The sequence below is a fragment of the Pedobacter sp. Leaf250 genome (assembly GCF_920984735.1).
Classification (GTDB): Bacteria; Bacteroidota; Bacteroidia; order Sphingobacteriales; family Sphingobacteriaceae; genus Pedobacter.
In genome coordinates, this window is sequence record NZ_CAKLBU010000008.1 from 151,733 (window position 1) to 172,810 (window position 21,078).

At 36.1% G+C, this 21,078-nt stretch carries 16 protein-coding genes; 6 read left to right on the forward strand and 10 right to left on the reverse strand.

The genetic code is table 11. The features are described from left to right. Positions 1–18: 18 nt before the first annotated feature. The gene (locus LUA91_RS09160) at positions 19–1,326 is read right to left on the reverse strand and encodes an MFS transporter (RefSeq protein WP_231425743.1); all 1,308 of its coding nucleotides are present in this window, start codon (positions 1,324–1,326) and stop codon (positions 19–21) included. A 141-nt stretch (positions 1,327–1,467) separates the two neighbouring features. On the opposite strand from LUA91_RS09160, the gene LUA91_RS09165 reads away from it, so the two are divergent. Then, positions 1,468–2,199, forward strand: coding sequence for a class I SAM-dependent methyltransferase (locus tag LUA91_RS09165; protein WP_231425744.1), 732 nt, complete (start codon positions 1,468–1,470; stop codon positions 2,197–2,199). Between the two features lie 82 nt (positions 2,200–2,281). Here LUA91_RS09165 and LUA91_RS09170 read toward each other — a convergent pair whose 3' ends face one another. The 6 genes from LUA91_RS09170 to LUA91_RS09195 form a co-directional block, all read right to left on the reverse strand. After that, positions 2,282–3,268: a pyruvate dehydrogenase complex E1 component subunit beta gene (locus tag LUA91_RS09170; RefSeq protein ID WP_056848203.1), complete on the reverse strand. Its 987-nt coding sequence runs from the start codon at positions 3,266–3,268 to the stop codon at positions 2,282–2,284. A gap of 484 nt (positions 3,269–3,752) precedes the next feature. After that, on the reverse strand, positions 3,753–4,310 hold the full coding sequence (locus LUA91_RS09175) for a GNAT family N-acetyltransferase (protein ID WP_231425745.1): 558 nt from the start codon (positions 4,308–4,310) through the stop codon (positions 3,753–3,755). A 501-nt stretch (positions 4,311–4,811) separates the two neighbouring features. Further along, a complete protein-coding gene (locus tag LUA91_RS09180; RefSeq protein WP_231425746.1) occupies positions 4,812–7,679 on the reverse strand; it encodes a PD-(D/E)XK nuclease family protein in 2,868 nt (955 codons plus the stop codon). Next, complete coding sequence (locus tag LUA91_RS09185) at positions 7,680–10,898, reverse strand: exodeoxyribonuclease V subunit beta (RefSeq protein WP_231425747.1); 3,219 nt, start codon at positions 10,896–10,898, stop codon at positions 7,680–7,682. An 82-nt stretch (positions 10,899–10,980) separates the two neighbouring features. Then, positions 10,981–11,775, reverse strand: a complete 795-nt coding sequence (locus LUA91_RS09190; RefSeq protein WP_231425748.1) for a ThiF family adenylyltransferase — start codon at positions 11,773–11,775, stop codon at positions 10,981–10,983. Between the two features lie 186 nt (positions 11,776–11,961). Continuing rightward, a complete protein-coding gene (locus tag LUA91_RS09195; RefSeq protein WP_231425749.1) occupies positions 11,962–12,621 on the reverse strand; it encodes a TatD family hydrolase in 660 nt (219 codons plus the stop codon). Between the two features lie 109 nt (positions 12,622–12,730). Between LUA91_RS09195 and LUA91_RS09200 the strand changes: the two genes are divergently transcribed. After that, the gene (locus LUA91_RS09200; protein WP_231425750.1) at positions 12,731–13,264 is read left to right on the forward strand and encodes a thioredoxin family protein; all 534 of its coding nucleotides are present in this window, start codon (positions 12,731–12,733) and stop codon (positions 13,262–13,264) included. 99 nt (positions 13,265–13,363) lie between these two features. Here LUA91_RS09200 and LUA91_RS09205 read toward each other — a convergent pair whose 3' ends face one another. Next, entirely contained in the window at positions 13,364–13,576 is a 213-nt protein-coding gene (locus tag LUA91_RS09205; RefSeq protein WP_231425751.1) for a hypothetical protein, read from the reverse strand. A gap of 78 nt (positions 13,577–13,654) precedes the next feature. Next, a complete protein-coding gene (gene hisS / locus LUA91_RS09210) occupies positions 13,655–15,046 on the reverse strand; it encodes a histidine--tRNA ligase (RefSeq protein ID WP_231425752.1) in 1,392 nt (463 codons plus the stop codon). An 841-nt stretch (positions 15,047–15,887) separates the two neighbouring features. Here hisS and fumC point away from each other — a divergent pair. From fumC to LUA91_RS09230, 4 genes are all read left to right on the forward strand, one after another. Next, on the forward strand, positions 15,888–17,285 hold the full coding sequence (gene fumC / locus LUA91_RS09215) for a class II fumarate hydratase (RefSeq protein ID WP_231425753.1): 1,398 nt from the start codon (positions 15,888–15,890) through the stop codon (positions 17,283–17,285). A 218-nt stretch (positions 17,286–17,503) separates the two neighbouring features. Beyond that, positions 17,504–17,860 carry a hypothetical protein gene (locus tag LUA91_RS09220; RefSeq protein WP_231425754.1) on the forward strand — a complete coding sequence of 119 codons (357 nt, stop codon included), beginning with the start codon at positions 17,504–17,506 and terminating at the stop codon, positions 17,858–17,860. After that, on the forward strand, positions 17,847–18,410 hold the full coding sequence (locus LUA91_RS09225) for a fumarate hydratase (protein ID WP_231425755.1): 564 nt from the start codon (positions 17,847–17,849) through the stop codon (positions 18,408–18,410). The genes LUA91_RS09220 and LUA91_RS09225 overlap by 14 nt, the downstream gene beginning before the upstream one ends. A 1-nt stretch (position 18,411) precedes the next feature. Then, a complete protein-coding gene (locus tag LUA91_RS09230; protein ID WP_231425756.1) occupies positions 18,412–19,218 on the forward strand; it encodes a S1/P1 nuclease in 807 nt (268 codons plus the stop codon). Between the two features lie 86 nt (positions 19,219–19,304). On the opposite strand, the gene aspS is transcribed toward LUA91_RS09230, so the two are convergent. Further along, positions 19,305–21,050: an aspartate--tRNA ligase gene (gene aspS, locus LUA91_RS09235; RefSeq protein WP_231425757.1), complete on the reverse strand. Its 1,746-nt coding sequence runs from the start codon at positions 21,048–21,050 to the stop codon at positions 19,305–19,307. Positions 21,051–21,078: the final 28 nt, after the last annotated feature.

A 21,078-nucleotide genomic window follows, 5' to 3' on the forward strand; every position in this document is an offset into this window, starting at 1 on the left:
TAATGTAAGGCATCTTGGTTAGTCCTCTATTTTTGAATGATGTTTTGTGTCTTTCATGGTGGTGTATAAAATCAATGAAATTAAAATACAGCCTGTTACATACCAATAAAAATAACTTTCGTGACCGATTTCTTTAAACCATAATGCAAAATATTCTGCTGTTCCACCAAAAATGGCAACAGTTAAAGCATAAGGTAATCCCACACCCAAAGCCCTTATTTCGGCAGGAAAAAGCTCGGCTTTAACCACTGCATTGATGCTGGTGTAACCACTCACTATAATTAAGGCGGCAATCATCAATAAGAAAATGATTATAGTATTAGTGGCATTGGCTAATCCGGTTAAAATTGGAACAGTGCAAAGCGTACCTAAAACACCAAAACCAATTAATAGCGGTTTTCTCCCGATTTTATCGGATAACAAACCAAATACAGGTTGTAAAATAGCGAATACCAAAAGGGAAATAAAAGATAGGGTAGTTGATGTTTCCTTACTCAAATTAACAGTGTTAACAAGGAATTTTTGCATATAAGTGCTAAAGGTATAAAAGGCAATTGTTCCGCCGAGGGTTAATCCAACCACGGTAAAAACTTCTTTCGGGTATTTCATTAATACTGCAACACCGCCTTTTTTTTCTTCTTTATCTTTATTTTTAAATGCAGCCGTTTCGGCAATATGCCTCCTTAGGTATAGCGCAATAAAGGAAAGTATGGCTCCGACAAAAAATGGAATACGCCATCCCCAGTTGTGAAGTTGCTCGGATGTAAGCAACCAGTTTTGTAAAATTAATTGAATACCCAATGCCAATAATTGCCCGCCGATTAAAGTTACATATTGAAAGCTTGAATAAAATCCACGATGCTTTTTGGAAGCCATTTCGCTTAGGTAAGTTGCCGATGTTCCATATTCTCCACCGGTACTTAATCCTTGTATTAATCTGGCGAAAACCAAAAGTAGAGGAGCGAAAATGCCAATTTGCTTATATCCCGGCGTTATTCCGATAATTAATGAGCCTATCGCCATAATGAAAACAGATAGCGCCATTGAGGTTTTTCTGCCTTTTTTATCGGCGATACTGCCAAATAACCATCCACCAATTGGTCGCATTAAAAAGCCAACAGCAAATATGCCAGCTGTGTTTAGGAGTTGAGCTGTTGGATTACTATTTGGGAAAAATACGGGAGAAAAATATAAAGCAAAAGCAGAATAGGTGTACCAATCGTACCACTCCACCAAATTCCCTACCGAGCCACCGAAAATAGATTTTAGCCTATATTTAACATCATTCATTTCTTGAGCTGGAAAATTGGTTGAATTTTTATTCATGTTATCGGGTGGAGATGGATTTATGAATGGGAAGGTTAAACACTAATTGATAAGTTTTGTTTATTTTGTAAGATAGTTTTAGAATAATTGATTTGCAAGAACGTATTCAAAAAATCACTCATAAACTCATTCACATTTATCATGAAAGATAACTTCTCTACTCAATCTGCAGAATACGCGATATATCGTCCAACTTATCCTCAGGAATTATATGATTATCTTTTTACATTGGTAACAGATAAAGATGCCGCATGGGATTGTGCAACTGGAAACGGCCAAGTGGCAAGAGTTTTGGCACAACATTTTAATGCAGTTTATGCTACAGATATCAGCGAGAAACAGCTTAGTCAGGCGCTGAAAATGCCAAACATTGTTTATAATGTTGAGCCTGCCGAAAAAATAAATGTTCCTGACCAAAGTTTTGATTTGATAACGGTGGCACAAGCCATTCATTGGTTTAATTTTGAAGCCTTTTATTCTGAAGTAAAAAGAACACTTAAACCCAACGGATTGCTTGCAGTAATTGGATATGGGTTAATGTTTATTGATAAAAAGTTAGATAAAGCCATTTATAAGCTATACGAAGATATTTTGGGGAAATATTGGGATAGCGAACGCAGATATATCGAAGAAGGATATAAGACAATTCCTTTCCCCTTTGAAGAAATTATTGCACCTCATTTTCAAATTAAAACCAAATGGAACTTTAACCAAATGATTGGCTATTTAAATACCTGGTCATCTTTACAGCATTATAAAAAAGCAAACGAGAGAAATCCGTTAGAATATATGTTCACTGAATTGAAAGAAGCTTGGGGAGATGATGCGGTAAAAGATGTGCATTTTACGATCTTGTTGCGAGTGGGAAAATAGAGATTGAACTTTCTTAAAAAGAAAAAATCCCCCAAATTGCTTTGGAGGATTTCAAATATTCTATGAGACTGAAAGTGTCTTCTTATTTTGTTGCGTACATAACTTCTTTAACCGCTTTAACTACTCTATCAGCATTCGGTAAGCTGGCAGCAATTAAAGTTGGTGAATATGGAAGTGGCACATCGGCACAAGTGATACGTAAAACTGGTGCATCCAAGTAATCGAAAGCTTTTTTCTGAACCATGAAAGCAATTTCACCTGAAAGAGATGCCAATGGCCAAGCTTCTTCAACTACCACTAAGCGGTTGGTTTTCTTAACAGATTCGATAATGGTATCATAATCGATCGGACGAACAGTACGTAAATCGATAACCTCTACATTAATTCCTTCTTTAGTTAATTCCTCAACAGCTGGGTTAACCACGCGGGTTAACATTTTACCGAAAGTTACAATGGTTACATCTGTACCTTGTTTGGTTACATTTGCTTTACCAAATTCGATGTAATATTCTTCTGCTGGTACATCGCCTTTATCGCCATACATTACTTCAGATTCCATGAAAATAACTGGATCTGGATCAATGATTGCTTGTTTAAGTAATCCTTTTGCATCATAAGGAGTTGATGGAACAACTACTTTTAAACCTGGTGTGTTAGCAAACCAGTTTTCGAAGTTTTGAGAGTGTTGTGCACCTAATTGACCAGCGTTACCTGTTGGACCGCGGAAAACCATAGGGCATGAGAACTGACCACCACTCATTGATAAAATTTTAGCAGCACCGTTAATAATTTGGTCGATTGCTACTAATGAGAAGTTGAAAGTCATGAACTCCACAATTGGAATAAGGCCTGCTGTTGCAGCACCAGTTGCAATACCTGCGAAACCTAACTCGGCAATCGGGGTATCGATAATGCGTTTCGCACCAAATTCATCAAGCATGCCCTGACTTACTTTGTACGCTCCGTTATATTCTGCTACTTCTTCACCTAATAAAAAAACGCGGTCATCTTTACGCATTTCTTCTTGCATGGCTTCGCGTAGTGCTTCTCTAAATTGGATTTCTCTCATTGTAAATTTTAATAACGGTGGCAAATATAATTATTAATCGTTACCAAACCAAAGGGAATTAAGCCTCTATTTTGTAATAATTATGGTTGATAATGAAGTTTTTCACAGCTTTTTAGCCTTTGGATTTTCTGTTATTATGAAGGGTCTGAAATATTATTTCGTATTGCTTTATTGAAACTTGTTTTTGTATCAGATTTTTTGTTTTTTCCGAAATATGTAGATTGAAAATACTGCAATATTCATTGAAAATATTTCCCATTACTTATTCCTTGCTCTAACACTAAACTTTGTTCAATCCAAGCGTGTTGGCTTACCTTCAGGGAAATTGTAAGCAATATTGTTTAAATAATTCGCAAACGTTATTGCCAAGTTAAAGTACGATAATATTCGGCATAAGATTTTGAGGCTTCTACTGCAGTTTGTGCTTTAAATGCTGTTCTGTTTAAACGATACATGGTCAATTATAAAAATATTATGGTTTGATTTAATGATTAGGATTCAACAATCCATAAATCTCGCTATCTAAAAATTGACCTCTAAAATAAAAATCCTGTTTAAAATGAGCTTCTTTAACGAAACCGTGTTTGATAAGCATTTGTCTTGACGCATCGTTTTCTACATTAATATTTGCTTTGATGGTGTGCAAGTTCATATCTTCAAAACCGAAGTCGATTGTTCTTTTAAGTGCTTCAGAGATAAAGCCCTTGCGCCAATATTCGGGGTTAAGCATGTAACCGATTTCTGCTCTGTGGTTGGCGAAATCAGTTCTCCAATAACCAATGGATCCAATCATCAGGTTCGGGTTCTCCTTCAATGCAATTACCCAGGCTAGATTATCGCCATTTTCGAAACCATCGTTAAAGGTGGTGATGAATGATTTGATTTCTAGTAAATCTTTAGGCCTTTCCCGGTCGATGTATTTCATTACCGTTTCGTTGGTGCGCATGGCGAATAATGTTTCTGCATCAGAAAGTGCATGCTCGCGAAGAATCAATCGTTCGGTTTCGAGGTTTGGAAATTTGGTGAAGTTGAGGGTAAGCATTTTTAAATTTAAGAGATTAACTGCAAAGGGCGCAAAATTTTTTCTTTTAGGTGGTCGTCATTGCGAGGCACGAAGCAATCCTAAGGCTATGGGTTTATTAGAGAAAGTTTTTAGATTGCTTCGTACCTCGCAATGACGATGAGGCTATAGGGTTTCGCTTTATTCTTCGAATTTTTTTTCTTTACGGTCAGAGGATTTTTTTACCACAGAGCGCACAGAGGTTTTCACAGAGAAGATGATGAGGTTTTAGCTTTAGTAAACTACCTCTGTGTGTTCTTTGTGTACTCTGTGGTTAATTTTACCCTTAAAGTAGCGTTCTTTGCTCATTTTCTTTTCTTTCTTCGGTAAGAAAAACATTTTTACCACAGAGCATACAAAGGTTTTCACAGAGAAAAAATGAGATTTTAGTTTTTGCTAGCTAGCTCTGTGTGCTTAGTGTATTCTTTATGTACTCTGTGGTTAATTTTGCCCTTAAATTAGTGTTCTTTTGCGGTTAAAAATCTACTTCCCAAACAGCGTTTTATAAATTGAATACTTGTAATTATCTTCAATTGCGCTTGTTACAAAATATGGTGCTTCAAATAACTCCGTTAATTTTTTTCTGAGTTCTGCTAAAAATTCGGGCTTAATTTCTTCAAGAAAATCGCCTTTCAAAACCTGACGATTTGATTTAAACCAAACACCACCAAGTATTGGATCATTCATAGTTTTTACAACGTACAAGTTAGGCTCTACGCAAGTTTTGCCCGAAAACTGCTCATAAGCGTAAGTATATAGTAAAGTTTGTACTAATGCTTTATTGATGTTTTTTCCATCCGAATTAAAAAGTTCAGTAACATCTTTAAAAGTAAGTTTGTCACTTCCGGTTTTGTAATCGATTATTTTGGTTATCCCATCTTTAACATCAACCCTGTCGATATATCCGAAAATTTTAACACTGGCATCTTTTCCATTTAATGGAAAACTAATTTCTGCTTCAACCTTTTGTTCCAAGCTAATAATATTGAAAGGTGTTTGAGAAATATCCTGATTTACAATAATATTAACATAAGCATCTACAATAGATAGAATAACCTTTTGCATGCCTTTATACTCCATCACTTTATCAGGATGGTTGAACATGACCGAGTTAAAAGCTTTTTCGATTAACGATGGAATCTGTTTCCTTTTCTCTTTAATCAGGTCGGCGGTAATTTCTGCTTTCATCAAATCCTGATAAAAATATTCCATCACCTTGTGCAAAATCGAACCAATTTCGTTTGCTTCTACCACCGCACTTACCTCTTTTGGTTCTTTTATGCCAGCGATGTAGTTAAAGAAAAAATCTATCGGATTTGAAATGTATTGTGTTAAAGCCGATGGAGAAATTATCTTCTTTTTATCAAGATATTTTTGAAGCGTTTCCTGAATAAAAATATTATTAGTTTTCTCCATACGAACCTCTTTAAAAGGCTCCGTTTTAACATCTAAATTAAGTTCGTTATAGGTGAAATCAAATCCACTTTCATATTCCAGTTGTTTTAAAATTCTACTGGCTTCGCCTGAAGTACTTTCATCAGTTAAACTGTTGTAAACAAAGTTGATGTTTTTCGCCCTTTGCATTAAACGGTAAACCATGTAAGATGAAATGGCATCGAGATTCTCCAGCACTGGTAAGCCGTAAACCCTACGAATACTATCTGGAATAAAGCTATTTCCGATGGATGATTTAGGTATAATTCCTTCGTTAAAACCTAAGATAACAACTTTATCAAAATTCAAATTTCTGGTTTCTAATAAACCCATTAACTGAATTCCATTCAGTGGATCGCCAGATAGTGGTACAGCAACAGCTTGCAACGATTTTTGAACCAGGTAGATTACAAACTGAATTTCTTCATCGCCAATATGTTTGCCAAAAGTATCGTGTAAGCGGTTTAGTTCTTGTATGGTTTTAACAAAAAGTTCAGCGTCGATTTTCTTTAACGTTTTTGCATTCGATAATCGGGTTAAAATAAAATCTAAAACTGCTAACAGGTATGGAACAACATTTTTCGGACTATCGATTTGTTTGTAGAAAACTTCGAATAAGCCGCTTTGCCTTAAAAGTCTTGTATGGGCAATTTCTACTTCGTTTTCCGTTAATAATGCTGTTAAAATTTTATCACGCATTTTTTGCGTTAATCCTGTTAATGGATGCGTTAAAAAAGCTTCTACGTTTTTGTAAGAAACCTTTCCAGTATGTATAATTTCCAGTTGAGATGAAAACCATAAATCGGCTAAACCAAAAATACTTGATGTAGATAAAGCAAAACCCATGGTTACATTCAGGTCGATTGCCTGGCCATTATAAATTGCAGGGATGGTTTGTAAGGCTGGTAATAGTAAACTTTCATCGGCTAAAACCACGACGGTAGAACCTACCTCATTGCTTAACGAATAATCATCTTCTAAAATATTATTAAGAATTTTGGCTTGCGCCGATTGTCCCTGAACTTTAAAAACATTAACCCGATGTTCTTCGGTTTTCATCAAGCTTGGCTTATGTTCGAATACATTTTTTAAACCTAAGAGATTCAGGTTTTTTCTTAAAAATAATCCCGCCTCCTGTAAAGGATCGTTTAAATAATACTCATCGGCATCGAAGTAAAACAAGGCTTTATCAGCCTCTTGTAATTGTGTGAATATTTTGACCTCGGCGCTGGTTAAAGCATTAAATCCAATAAAAATAATTTTACCCTTTTCGAAGTTTACAGGCAAGTTTTTTTGGTTTTCTATTTCCTCTGCCAAATGACGATAAACATAACCATTGGTTAAATAATCCTGTTCTTTTAAGGTAGTGTGGAATTTATAATACAGCTTTGGCATTCTCCGCCACATTTTAATAAAAAGTTCTTGCTGTTTCTTGTGTTTTCCTTCAGAATAGGAAGTCCAGAATTGTGCTAAAAACTGGTATTGTTCAGGACTTAAATAATCGAAATCTTTATTGATAACTGAAATGTCTTCTAAATCGCGATATAGTTTTTCAGCATCAACTAAATCATTATCAATTTGGGTAAAATCGCTTAAAATTATCTTCGCTAAAGGAAAGAATTTATGACTCGAAATGGGTTCTAAGTTTTCTTCAGCCAATAGCTGATTATATATTTTATGAAGTGTAAAAAACTGCAAGTAAAAATCAGCAATTTTATATTTTGTTGCACTGGCAAAAAACTCTTGTATGGTATAAAAAGAAGGGCTGAAAAACGGTTTTTTAATGATATCGGCTAAGTATTTTTGCAGATAAGCAGATGGCCGCTTATTATTAAAAACAATGGCACAATGTTGGAGATTGGCTCCAAATTTTTCAATTAAATCTTCGGCAACTTCTTTTAAAAATGGCTTAATCATTTACACTAACTTTAATTTACCGCTAACGGCGTAAAACAAATAGGTTTTAACATTGCTGTGGCCCATATCTAAAAGTAGGTTTTTATAATTTTCTACTTGCTCAATGTGCCTGTCGCTTTCGGTAAGCGTAAATTTATAATCGAGGATAATTACTTCATCGTTATTGAATAAAATACGATCTGGGCGGTGAAGTTTACCTTTCGCATCTATAATATTTTTTTCGGTAATACTGCCAGTTGCTTTGCTTAGCACTGCTTTTAAATCCGAATTTTCTAATACTTCTAAAGCTTTTAATTTTAAGGTATCTTTTTCATCTTCCGGTACAATTCCTTCTAAAATTAAATTTGTTAAATAATCATCAACCTCTTTTTCTGCACTTGCATTTGCCAGAATATCATGCAATAAAGAACCTTTCCTACCCGATTTTTCGATGTTTACCAAATGCTTCAAATGTTTTTCTTCGGATGAAATATATAATTCAGATAATCTGGTAGTCGTTGGATAATGTTTTAAGGCGATAAAATCAGTTTCTTCATTTTTGCTTTCTACTGATATATAATCTACAATCTCATAAACCCCATTTTCATCAAATTGGCCATCAAAAGTAAAATTAATTACATCGCCCATATTCGATAATTTTAATTCTTTTTTCGCCATTGTGGCGATGTATAAGTAATCTTTAGACCGGGTTGTGGCAACATAAAGCATATTTAAAGCATCCATATTATTATACAACAGTTCTTCATAATAAGCTTTGGCAATTGCCGAATCGGCTAGCGCTTCGTTATATTTTAATGGAATGCCTTTCAATTCTTTGTAAACTGTTTCTTCTGATGATACCCAAAAAGTTGAATTTGTTTTTCCTTTCACTTCCCAATTGCAGAATGGAACGAAAACTGCCCTGAAAGCCAATCCTTTTGATTTATGGATGGTAATAATTTGAATTGCATCTGCGCCTTCTGGAGATGGAAGTGATTTTTTAACGCCATCCTCATCCCACCAGGTTAAAAATGCAATAATTCCTTTTTCTCCTAGTTTACCTGCTGATGCAGTTAAATCTCTAAAAGCCAAAAGATAAGGCAAGTGAGCTGTCAAGGGTTTTAAACCATAACTTTCTATTAAAATTTCGACTAACTCGGGTAAAGGCAATTGTAACCAGCTTTGCCAGTTTTCGCACAAGGCAGGTGGTAATACTGCCGAAAGTTGATTTAAGGGTTTAACTGTGAGATTAATATAGTGATTTGCATCAGCTTCTTTCTCATGCAACGAATGATAGAGCGCAATACAGTTTGCTTTATAAAGTGCGCTTTGCGATTCCAGGCTAATTAATACCTTTAAGGTGTTGATGATTAATTGTATCGCCGAATTGTTTGAAATTAATAAAGCATCGCCCGATAACACAGGAAGATTTTGCTCCATTAACTTGCGAACAGTAAGCAAAGCTTCGCTATTTGAACGCACCAAAATCGCAATGTCTTTCAAAGCATAATTTTGCTCGTCTTTTAAGATTTTAATTTCATTGATAACATCATCTAAAGCAATATCTCTAAAAGTGGTTTCGGTGAAACGAGTTTCATCAGGAACATGTTCTTTGCCGAATTTTTTAATTTTTATTGTTCCGCCTTTAAGTGTGTTTGCTGCAAATTTTTGTGTAGAACCTGCGTAAATATCTGTTATAATTTGGTCGTAATGTTCACCTGTCCACCAATTGGAAATTCCATCGGGTTTAGTGGCTAAACTTGTATTCAATTCGTTTTGTAAAGTAATTGGAATGGAACGATAAAGAACATTATTAAACGTAATGATATTCTCTGTGCTGCGATAATTTTCTGCTAAGCTATCCTCCAATATATTATTTATTCCAACATCGTTTTTGGCATGTTTATGCAGGATGTTCCAATCGCCATTTCGCCAACGGTAAATAGATTGCTTCGTATCGCCGACAATTAAATGGTCGATCAAATCCTCACTTGGTGTTGCCATTGCATTGGTAAGCAAAGATTTAAAACTTCCCCATTGACTGGTCGAGGTATCTTGAAATTCATCAAACAGGAAGTTCCGATAACGATTGCCAACTTTTTCCCAGATAAAAGAAGGATTATCGCCCGCGTCTTCTGTAATTCCTGAGATTAATTTCTGTGCATCACTTATTAAAAGGTTATCGTTTTCTGCCCGATATTCTTTTAATAGAACAGCAATTTCTTGCATTAACCTTAAATAATAGAGGTTTTTATTGAAAGCAATTGCAAGCTGATAATTTGGTAGATGTGTTAAATAATGAGCCTCTATCTTTTTTAAAATGGGATTTATTGTATCGTACGCTTCAGCTATGCTTGCATTTTTCTGAAACCATTCTTCTGGCTCATCAATGATATTAAAAATCGGTTCTATTTTAGAGAAATCGCCACGGGCAACCAAAATTAATTTGGTTAATGGACTTCTTGATTTTCCTTTAAGCTGGTCATTTTCTACACCTAAAACTTCAAGTGCTTCGTGTGCATCTTTGGCAAGTTGAATAATTTCGCTCTCGAAATTTTTGATTTCATCTTTAGTAACACTGATGTATCTCTTAAACAGTTCATCTATATTTTCTAAGCCAAGTTCGCTAACTGCATCTTCAAAAATCTGAAAACGCTCTGAAAATATTTCACCAATTAAATTATAGAGTTCGAATTTATAATTCCAGCTTTTATTATCGCTGATGCGTTCAATCGCTAAATCGATAATCCACTGTAAAAGCTGTTTATTGGTATCTAAAGCTTCATCCAACTTGTTTACCAGGTCATCTTTTACCTTATCATAATTCATTTCTAAATTATAATCAGCATTTAAACCCAGCTCGAAAGCGAAACCACGAATTACTTTTTGCACAAAACCATCAATCGTGCTAACCGAAAAGCGACTATAATCATGGAGGATTTTACGATAAATTTTATCGGCTTTAACCTGGAGTTCTTGAGTGCTTAAAGTGGGATAAGCATCTAAAATTAATTTCCGATAATCTTCAATTTTTTTCGAAGGATCGCCTTTAGCCAAGCCATGTAGAACTTCCAGAATTCTGGTTTTCATTTCTTCTGTAGCCTTGTTGGTAAAGGTTACAGCCAAAATTTCTCGATATTTATTATCGCCAGAAAAAAGCAGAGTTAGGTAGTGTGCGGTAAGACTGAATGTTTTACCAGAACCTGCGGAGGCTTGAAGAATTTTAAGTGGTTGGGGCATAAAATGATTTCGTTTTCAGAATTTTAAACTTACAACAATTTAAAATTTGTACGAAATCAGGATATTAACAATTGATCAAAAACTATTTCTTTTTGGTTTTTCTTTTTGCTAAAGTTTTATGGCTGATTCTTAATGGTCTTTCGGCCATTTCAATTTTTAAACCCAGTAAATCGCGGATTACTACTGATGCGCAAGCACCTCCAAAAGCTGCGGGTAAATAAGAAACTGTTCCATAAGCCGAACGTTTGAAATTACTTCCATCGGTCATAATCATCGAGTTTTTGTCCATTTGCTCAGTTGAAAAAACAGCTTTTATTTTAGATGCATTTTGGAGTTTATTTAATCTTTTGCGTACATAACTGGCAAAAACACATTGATAGGTATCGGGTAACATGGCAATTCTTAATCTGGTTGGGTCCATTTTACCACCTGCACCCATAGAGCTTACAATTGGAATATTTTTTTCCAACGCGGTTCCTAATAGGGTAATTTTTGGCATTACACTATCAATACAATCCATTATATAATCAAAGTTGGATTCTAAAATTTCTCTACATTTCTCTGGCGTGAGGAAGGTATTTACCACATGAAGTTTTAATTCGGGATTAATGGCTAGCAAGCGCTCTTGCATAATTGCAGCTTTACTTACGCCATGATTTGTTGCCAAAGCCGGCAACTGCCTGTTCCGATTGGTCGGATCAACTACATCGCCATCAACAATAGTCATTTCGCCAATACCCGAGCGACAAATAAATTCGGCTGCAAAAGAACCAACGCCTCCTAAACCAATAACTAAAACGTGTTTAGATTGGAGTTTGTCAATTCCATCATTCCCAACTAAAAGGGCGGAGCGTGAAAGCCAGTTTGTATCAGACATTTTTTAAGTAAAAAGTGTAAAGTAAAAAGTAAAAAACTGAAGGTAAAACGGTTATAGCAAATTCAATTTATCCACTTCGCAAAAATTAAGTGCTATCAAGATATTATTTTTCTCTGCCACGGAAACACGGATTTACACAGAATAAATTTCTCAAAGTTTTCCGTCATTTCTGTGTTTCCGTGGCAATTATCTAATTAAATTCAATTTTTTCCAGTTTGCAAAAATAAGGGCTTTCAATTCATCAACCGAACATTTTTTTAAATTTGCTGCGGTTTGATAAATTTCCTCAATCGATGTTTCCGAATCATCAGTTTCTAGAAAGAAATTATCATAATGCTGAATTAATTTTGCTGCACCAGAATTCTCTTTTAAAATTGATATTCCGAAGGAAAGCAAGAAACCTTTACTCAAAAGTTGTTTCCCAAGAGCTTCATTTTTGTTAAAACCATGAATAATCATTGGCACTTTAACTTTCAATCGATCTTTAACACCAATTAATTCTGAGAAAGATTTAACACAATGTAAAATCAACGGTTTGCCTAGCTTTTCTGCTAATGCAATTTGCTTTTCCAAAATGGTAATCTGATTCTCGATATTTTCACCTATGAGTTTATCTAATCCACATTCACCAATTAATTTAACATTTGCTTGATTAGCCAAAACGCTCATATATTTCATCTGCAAGTCCAATTTATCAAGTGTAGCGTACCAGGGATGAAGGCCAATTGAAATGGCTTTTGTTTTTGGCATAGCCAGAAAAATATCGCTCGTTAACGATAAGCTTTGGATGCTTGCTACACCTTTTTGTTGTGCCGTTTGATGCGTATGTATATCTAAAAAATCCATTAATACGCAAAGATATGTTTTTGCAGAATGTATTTCTTCTGTAAAGAATTTGCTAAAAATCTATTAAGTTAGTCGACTTTATTATTTTTGCTTTAACATTCTAAAAGGCATGAAAAAATTATTCACAATATTAGCTGTGATATTTATATCTACAGCTTCATTTAGCCAGGCTAAAACCGATGGCGTTCACATTTATAATCCAGAAGCAAATGCTATTGCCGACATTAAGGCTGCAACTGATAAGGCTGCAAAGGCAAATAAACATGTTTTAGTACAGGTAGGTGGAAACTGGTGCAGTTGGTGTATTGCATTTCATAACTTGGTTGACACAACTGCAGTATTGAAGCAAACCATCAATGATAATTACGAATACGTTTTGGTGAATTGGGATAAAGATCATCATAACGATGAAGCCATGAAATATTTAGGTTTTCCTAACCGTTTTGGTTACCCTGTTTTTGTGGTTCTGGATGGAAAAGGAAAAGTATTGCACATCGAAAATTCCGCCTATTTAGAAACTGATGAAATCGGTGGAAATGGTAAAAAGAAAGTTGGGCATGATGTAAAAAAAATCAACTCGTTTTTAAAAGGATGGACTGTTGCGGCAATAAATCCTGAAACTTATAAGCCGAAAGCCAAGTAAGGTTGGGGTACAAAGGTATAGGGCGGAAGGCAACCCAAAAGTCAAAATAAAAAGCCGTTGATTTTCAGATATTAATCTGCGAATCAACGGCTTTCTTTTTTAATCATCTAAATCTTCTTCATCATCTTTCAGATCATCCACATTAAGTTCGTATGATGCTCTTGATGCTTCATCAGCTTGTTCCAACAAATCTTTATCGTGTTCTATGTTGGTATCGTCGCCATCTAATTCATTGATGTTTTCTGTATCGTCCTCTCTACGTAAAGCATCGTTCGGATCGTTCGAATAATCTTCGTCTTTTGGGTCTATCATAACTTTAAGTTTTATTGATAGATAATGATTTAGACCAAAGAATTGTTTTAAGTATTTGAATTCCGAAAAAATTGTGACTTATTTCAACAAATCCAAAATGCCCAGAACCGTTAGTTTTTTCTGCTCACCACTTTGCATATCTTTTAGTGTTAATTCGCCACTCGCAATTTCATCGCCACCAATTAAAATTACATACGGAATGTTCTTGGCATCGGCATAAGCCATTTGTTTTTTTAGCTTCGCTGATGATGGGTAAAGCTCTGCGGCAATACCTGCATTTCTAAGTTGCTGCAAAATTGGTAATGCATATTTTTCTGCTTCGGCATCGAAATTACTGATTAAAACTTTAGTTCCAATTTCTGCTGATGCAGGGAAAAGATTCAGTTCTTCCAATACATCGTAAATTCTATCAGCTCCGAATGAAACGCCGACTCCTGTTAAATCTTTTAAGCCAAACATTCCAGTTAAATCATCATAACGACCGCCGCCGCCGATGCTTCCCATTGCAACCTCATTAGTTTTAACTTCGAAAATGCAACCTGTGTAATAGTTTAACCCACGAGCCAAAGTAATATCTAATTCTAATTTAGCCGTTAAGGGTAAGCCGTAAGAAATCAAGCTTTCTACATAATCAAAAACCTGCTCAATTTCGGAAACGCCTTTTAATCCAGTTTCTGATAATGCCAAAACTTGTTTCAAGCTCGTAAGTTTCTCTTCGTTATTTCCCTCCAGCAAAATAACAGGGCGAAGTTTTTCTAAATCATCTTCTGTAAAACCACGCTCTAGTAATTCTTTACTCACTCCATCCAAACCAATTTTATCGAGTTTATCGATAGCGACAGTCATGTCGATAATTAAATCAGGTTTACCTATAATCTCAGCAATGCCTGATAGAATTTTTCTATTATTTATTTTTATGGTGAAATCTTTTAAGCCAAGTTTGGCTAAAGCCTCATTGTAAATCAGGATAAATTCTGCTTCGTTTAATAAACTTTCCGAGCCAACAACGTCAACATCGCATTGGTAAAATTCACGATATCTACCTTTTTGCGGCCTGTCGGCTCGCCAAACTGGTTGAACTTGAAAGCGCTTGAATGGTAAGGTAATTTCATGTTGATGCATCACCACGTAACGAGCGAAAGGAACGGTTAGATCGTATCGAAGTGCTTTTTCGGAGATTAATGGAATTAGTTTATTGCTGATTTCTTCTTCTGAAAAGTTGAACGATTTCTTCTTCGCATCTTTTAAGTACTCCCCACTATTCAGAATTTTAAAGATCAATTTATCGCCTTCATCGCCGTACTTTCCTGTTAGTGTAGAGAGGTTTTCAAAACTTGGGGTTTGAATTTCTGCGTAACCATATTTTTTGAAAACCGATTTAATGGTATCGTAAATAAAGTTGCGTTTTACCATTTCAATGGGCGTAAAATCGCGTGTACCTTTTGCTAATGAGGGTTTAATAACTGACATAGCCGCAAAAGTACAAAAATGTAATGTTTAAACCTCGCAGGTTTTCAAAACCTGCGAGGTTTGTTCTGGTTACTACTATTTATATCTGCAAGTGGTTGCGATATTGCAGTCTACTGTAACGTGATTTAAATTTTTGAATACAGAAATCCTTTGGAGGCTAATTATAAATATTTCTCCACTTCGATCGAAATGACAACAGAGATATTAGCCAAAAAGAAATAGAAAAGTCAAGCGGTATTTTAACGATTGTTCCTCTTAACAAGATAAACAATTAACCAAACGATCAATCCTATTGGAACCATTAATAAGATGCAAACAACAAGAAGTATGATGATTTCCGGAGTTCCGAGCATTGCGGCATGAGCAAAGCTGATTAAGCAAACTAAACTGAAAGTTAAATAGAGCGATTTTAGCATTTTCATGAATTAAATATAGTGAATAAAACCAAACACGAGTTAATCTCACCTTCCTAAAACATACTTAACACACTCCTTGACTTTGTCCGTTGGTTTCAACCTACGGTTTTAAAATAAGCATTAGGGCTTTAACCAAAATCTTCGCTTGGCAAATTTTGATCGTAACAGTTTCAAAGCCAACTAAACCCGATGGCAGCGGAAATACTTTTTGTTTGCAGGTCTTCGACAGGCTCAGACGGACAATCACAAAAAGATTGTAGCGAATCAGCGGGGCCGAACTATTCCAAAGTATTACTTCAGCACCTTTTCAAAACAAAAAATAGTTAGCTAAAAAAATCTCAAATCATGCCTTAGTAAATATCGAATATAATACCTTGCTTTATAGGCAAAAAACTTAAATTTGCGACAACAAAAATCAAAATGTAATGAGTTTCAGAATAGAACACGATACCATGGGCGAGGTTCAGGTGCCTGCCGAAAAATACTGGGGTGCACAAACCGAACGCTCACGCAATAACTTCAAAATCGGTCCTGAAGGTTCGATGCCTAAAGAAATTATTCATGCTTTTGGCTATTTGAAAAAAGCTGCAGCTTTGGCTAACACCGAGCTTGGTGTATTATCTGCAGAAAAAGCAGAATTAATTGCTAAAGCTTGCGATGAAATTATTGCAGGAGATTTAGACGACCAATTTCCATTGGTTATTTGGCAAACCGGTTCGGGTACGCAAAGTAACATGAACGGAAACGAAGTGATTGCAAACCGTGGCCACGTGATTAACGGTGGTGCCTTGGCTGACGATAAAAAAGTACTTCACCCGAATGATGATGTGAATAAATCACAGTCATCCAACGATACTTATCCAACTGCAATGCATATTGCAGCCTATAAATTAACGGTAGAAAATACCATTCCGGGTTTAGAAAAATTGCGCAATGCTTTGGCTGCAAAAGTAGAAGAGTTTAGCGATATTGTTAAAACTGGTCGCACCCACTTTATGGATGCTACGCCATTAACCTTGGGACAAGAATTTTCTGGTTATGTTCAGCAAATCGACAACAGCATCAGAGCAATTAAAAATGCTTTGGTAATGGTTGCCGAATTGGCTTTAGGCGGTACAGCTGTGGGTACAGGCCTAAATACACCAAAAGGTTACGATGTTTTAGTGGCACAAAAAATTGCCGATTTAACAGGTTTACCTTTTGTAACTGCTCCAAATAAATTCGAAGCTTTAGCTGCTCACGATGCAATGGTTGAACTTTCTGGCGCCTTAAAACGTACGGCAGTTGCCTTAATGAAAGTTGCGAACGATGTACGTATGTTAAGTTCTGGTCCGCGTTGTGGTATTGGCGAAATCGTAATTCCTGATAACGAGCCAGGTTCTTCAATTATGCCAGGAAAAGTTAATCCAACTCAACCAGAAGCGCTGACTATGGTTTGCGCTCAGGTAATTGGTAACGATGTTGCGGTTTCAGTTGGCGGCATGTCGGGTCATTTTGAACTGAACGTTTTCAAACCTTTAATCGCGGCTAACGTTTTACAATCGGCTCGTTTAATTGGAGATGCCTGCGTTTCATTCACTGTAAAATGTGCGGAAGGCATTACCGCTAACCTGCCAGAAATTGAAAAACATTTGCAAAATTCGTTAATGTTAGTAACGGCTTTAAACCCACATGTTGGATATGAAAACGCGGCTAAAATTGCAAAGAAAGCACACAAAGAGAATAAAACTTTAAAAGCTGCGGCTGTTGAATTGGGCTTATTAACGAACGAACAATTCGATGAATGGGTTCGTCCGGAAGATATGGTTGGAAGTTTGAAATAACATTAGAAAAGCAAGGCTATTCGTGCTTCGGATTCGATAGCCCCGCTTTTTGCTACAAGTTTTTTGTAACGTTACTAACTCTAATGGGCCAATTGCATAGTAGAGTTAGTAACTTTTAAATACAAAAAAGCTTTTCGCGTCAATCGGGTTTATTTAACAAAATATAGCAATTAGAACTCAATTTGCATGGTCCAAATTAAAACACAAAACTTAAAAATATGGGAGATTCAATCATGACAACATTATATAGTTTAGGTTCGATTATTTCACCATTGATTGTGTTTATCGCTTGTGCTTATTATGTCTCCAAACAGGTAAAGGCCGATTCTATTTTAATGTTAATCGGTTCGGGCATGTCGTTATTGCTAACAGGATTTTACAGCTTTTTGATGCCTTACTTTATGCAATCTCGTGGTCTTTCTGTAACTGAAACTACAAGTTATTATACCATAGCGGGCATCATTAGTTTTTTCTCTGGGATCTGCTTTGCAGTTGGTTTGTTTATCTTAATCAACAATACGGTAAACGCGAATAAAAGCTTTCCACATCAATTCCCGCCGAATGAGTTCAAATAATATGCTTAACAATAGGAAATTTAGACAATTGAAAGTTATCAATTCGGTTTCAAATCGAGTTATATTTACCCTTACCCTTCTTACATTTTCCATTTTCCATTCTGCATGTACCCGCTTACCAAATATTCAAGGAAAGGGCGAGGAATTTTTACAAGGCGTTTGGAATCAGGATTCTGTTGCCTTTAGCAATAAATTAAGTAACTATACCAAACACCATCTCAAATTTACCTGCGATTCTGTTTACATTGATTTTGAAACGCACAGCAAAGTGAATTTTTACGAAGATTCTTGCTACAACAATGGTGTTTGGAAAGAATATGCAAAAGGAATTTATGCCGTAAAGGGTGATACCTTAATTGTTGGGGCCACCTTTACTCACGCCAATTACAAGCAAAAAATATCAGGTTGTTACCGAATTGGCCGATATGAAAGAAATTTTTTGATCAAGAATAAATCTGCAGATGCGCTCGTTTTAGAAAGCATGAGCGATCAGAGAGAAATTATATTATCATTAAAAGAAAAAGTTACCTGCGTACAAAAAGAATTATAAAATGAAATTTACTTCAATAAAAAAGAAATTGGCTTCGGCCTTACTTATTGTTTTGTTGGCTTACTTACCTATGCAGGTTAATGCATGGGGCATGATTGGCCATCGCGTAGTAGGCGAGATTGCCGACAGCTATTTAAAAGCAAAAACACGTAAAGCCATTCAAGCCATTTTAGGGGCAGAAACTTTGGCCATGTCGGCCAATTGGGGCGACTTTATTAAATCAGATTCTACTTATAACTATATGTATAACTGGCATTTTGTTAACCTTCCTGGTGGTTTAGATAAGCAGGGCGTTTACAACATTTTGGAAACGGAGAAAGCGCCAAATCTTTATAATAAAATCATCGATTTAACCGCGGTATTAAAAAAATCTAGCAGCACAGCTGATGAGAAAAAATTGGCCTTACGCATGTTGGTGCATATGGCAGGCGATTTATCTCAACCAATGCATGTGGCGCATAAAGAAGATTTAGGTGGAAACCGGGTTTCGGTATTGTGGTTCAACGAAAAATCGAACCTGCACCGTGTTTGGGATGAGCAATTGATCGAATACCAGCAATTAAGCTACGCTGAATTTGCCAAAGCGATTAACCATCCATCGGCCATACAGCTTTATAACTGGCAAAATACAAGCTTAAAGGATTGTGTTTACGATTCTTACACGGTTTGTAGCAAAATTTACGAAGGCACTAAGCCTGATTCGAAATTAAGTTACCGCTATAATTTTGATTGGGCTGAAACGCTTAATCAGCAATTGTTAAAAGGTGGTGTTCGTTTAGCAAAAATGCTGAATGATATCTACGGATAAAAATTCCAAGCCAAAAAAAAATGCGCTGACAATCATCAGCGCATTTTTTTTATCCTGAAATAAATTTTAGGTAATGATTTACTGATTTACAAATCAGTTTTGATCTTTAATTCTTTCAGTTGTTTATCATCAATCGTACTCGGACTATCAATCATTACATCTCTTCCTGAGTTATTTTTAGGGAATGCAATTACATCTCTGATCGAATCCAAGCCAGCAAAAATTGAAGTTAGACGATCGAAACCGAATGCAATACCACCGTGTGGAGGTGCACCAAATTCGAAGGCATCCATTAAGAAACCAAATTGTTTCTGCGCTTCTTCGGCACTGAAACCTAAATGTTTAAACATCAAAGCTTGCAATGCCCTATCGTGAATACGGATAGAACCACCACCAACTTCAGTTCCGTTAATTACCATATCGTAAGCATTGGCACGTACATTTTTTGGATCGGTATCTAACAAAGCAATATCTTCTGGCTTTGGTGAAGTGAACGGATGGTGCATGGCGTGGTAACGTTCTGTTTCTTCGTCCCATTCCAACAGCGGGAAATCCAGCACCCAAAGTGCCGAGAAAGTATTTTTATCGCGTAAACCTAAACGGTTACCCATTTCTAAACGAAGTTCGTTTAACTGCTTGCGCACTTTATCTGTTGATCCTGCAAGGATTAAAAGCAAATCGCCTTTTTCTGTTGCAAAAGCTTCACTCCATTGTTTTAAATCATCCTCATTAAAGAATTTATCTACTGAAGATTTGATTGTACCATCTTCATTGTGGCGAGCATAAATTAAACCTGTAGCACCAATTTGCGGACGTTTGATAAAATCGGTTAATTCATCTAATTGTTTACGGGTGTAACTTGCTGCTCCTTTTGCATTGATACCTACTACCAATTCAGCATTATCAAAAACTGGGAAGCCTTTGCCTTTTACCAAATCATTCAGTTCTACAAACTGCATGGCAAAACGTGTATCTGGCTTATCAGATCCATACAAACGCATCGCATCAGCATATTGCATACGAGGCACTTCAGGCAAATCGTAATTGCGAACTTCCTTAAATAAAGTACGGATTAAGCCTTCAAAAGTATTTAAAATATCTTCTTGTTCGATGAATGACATCTCACAATCAATCTGGGTAAATTCAGGCTGGCGATCGGCTCTTAAATCTTCATCTCTGAAACATTTCACAATCTGGAAGTATCTATCAAAACCAGAAACCATTAACAATTGCTTAAAGGTTTGTGGCGATTGAGGTAAAGCGTAAAATTCGCCTTCATTCATGCGGCTAGGAACCACGAAATCTCTCGCACCTTCTGGTGTAGATTTAATTAAAACCGGCGTTTCAACTTCGATAAAATCCAGTGCATCTAAATAGCGGCGAACCGATTGTGCCATTTTATGGCGTAAAACCAGATTATTACGAACCGGGTTACGGCGTAGATCCAGGTAACGGTATTTCATGCGCAACTCATCACCACCATCTGTTTCATCATCGATCATGAATGGAGGTAATTTTGCAGCATTTAAAATTTCTAAAGCAGAAACTTTAATCTCCACATCGCCAGTTGACATTTTTGGATTTTTGTTGCTGCGCTCTACAACGGTACCAGTCGTTTTAATCACAAACTCGCGACCTAATGAACGTGCTGCTTCGCAAAGTTCACGGTTATCATCCATGTTAAAAACCAGTTGTGTAATGCCATAACGATCACGAATATCGATGAAAGTCATACCGCCCAAATCTCTCGATTTCTGTACCCAACCACACAGGGTTACACTTTCGCCTAAGTTATTGAGGGTAAGTGCACCACAAGTTACTGTTCTTAACATATATTGTAATCTAAATTAAGCGGCAAAA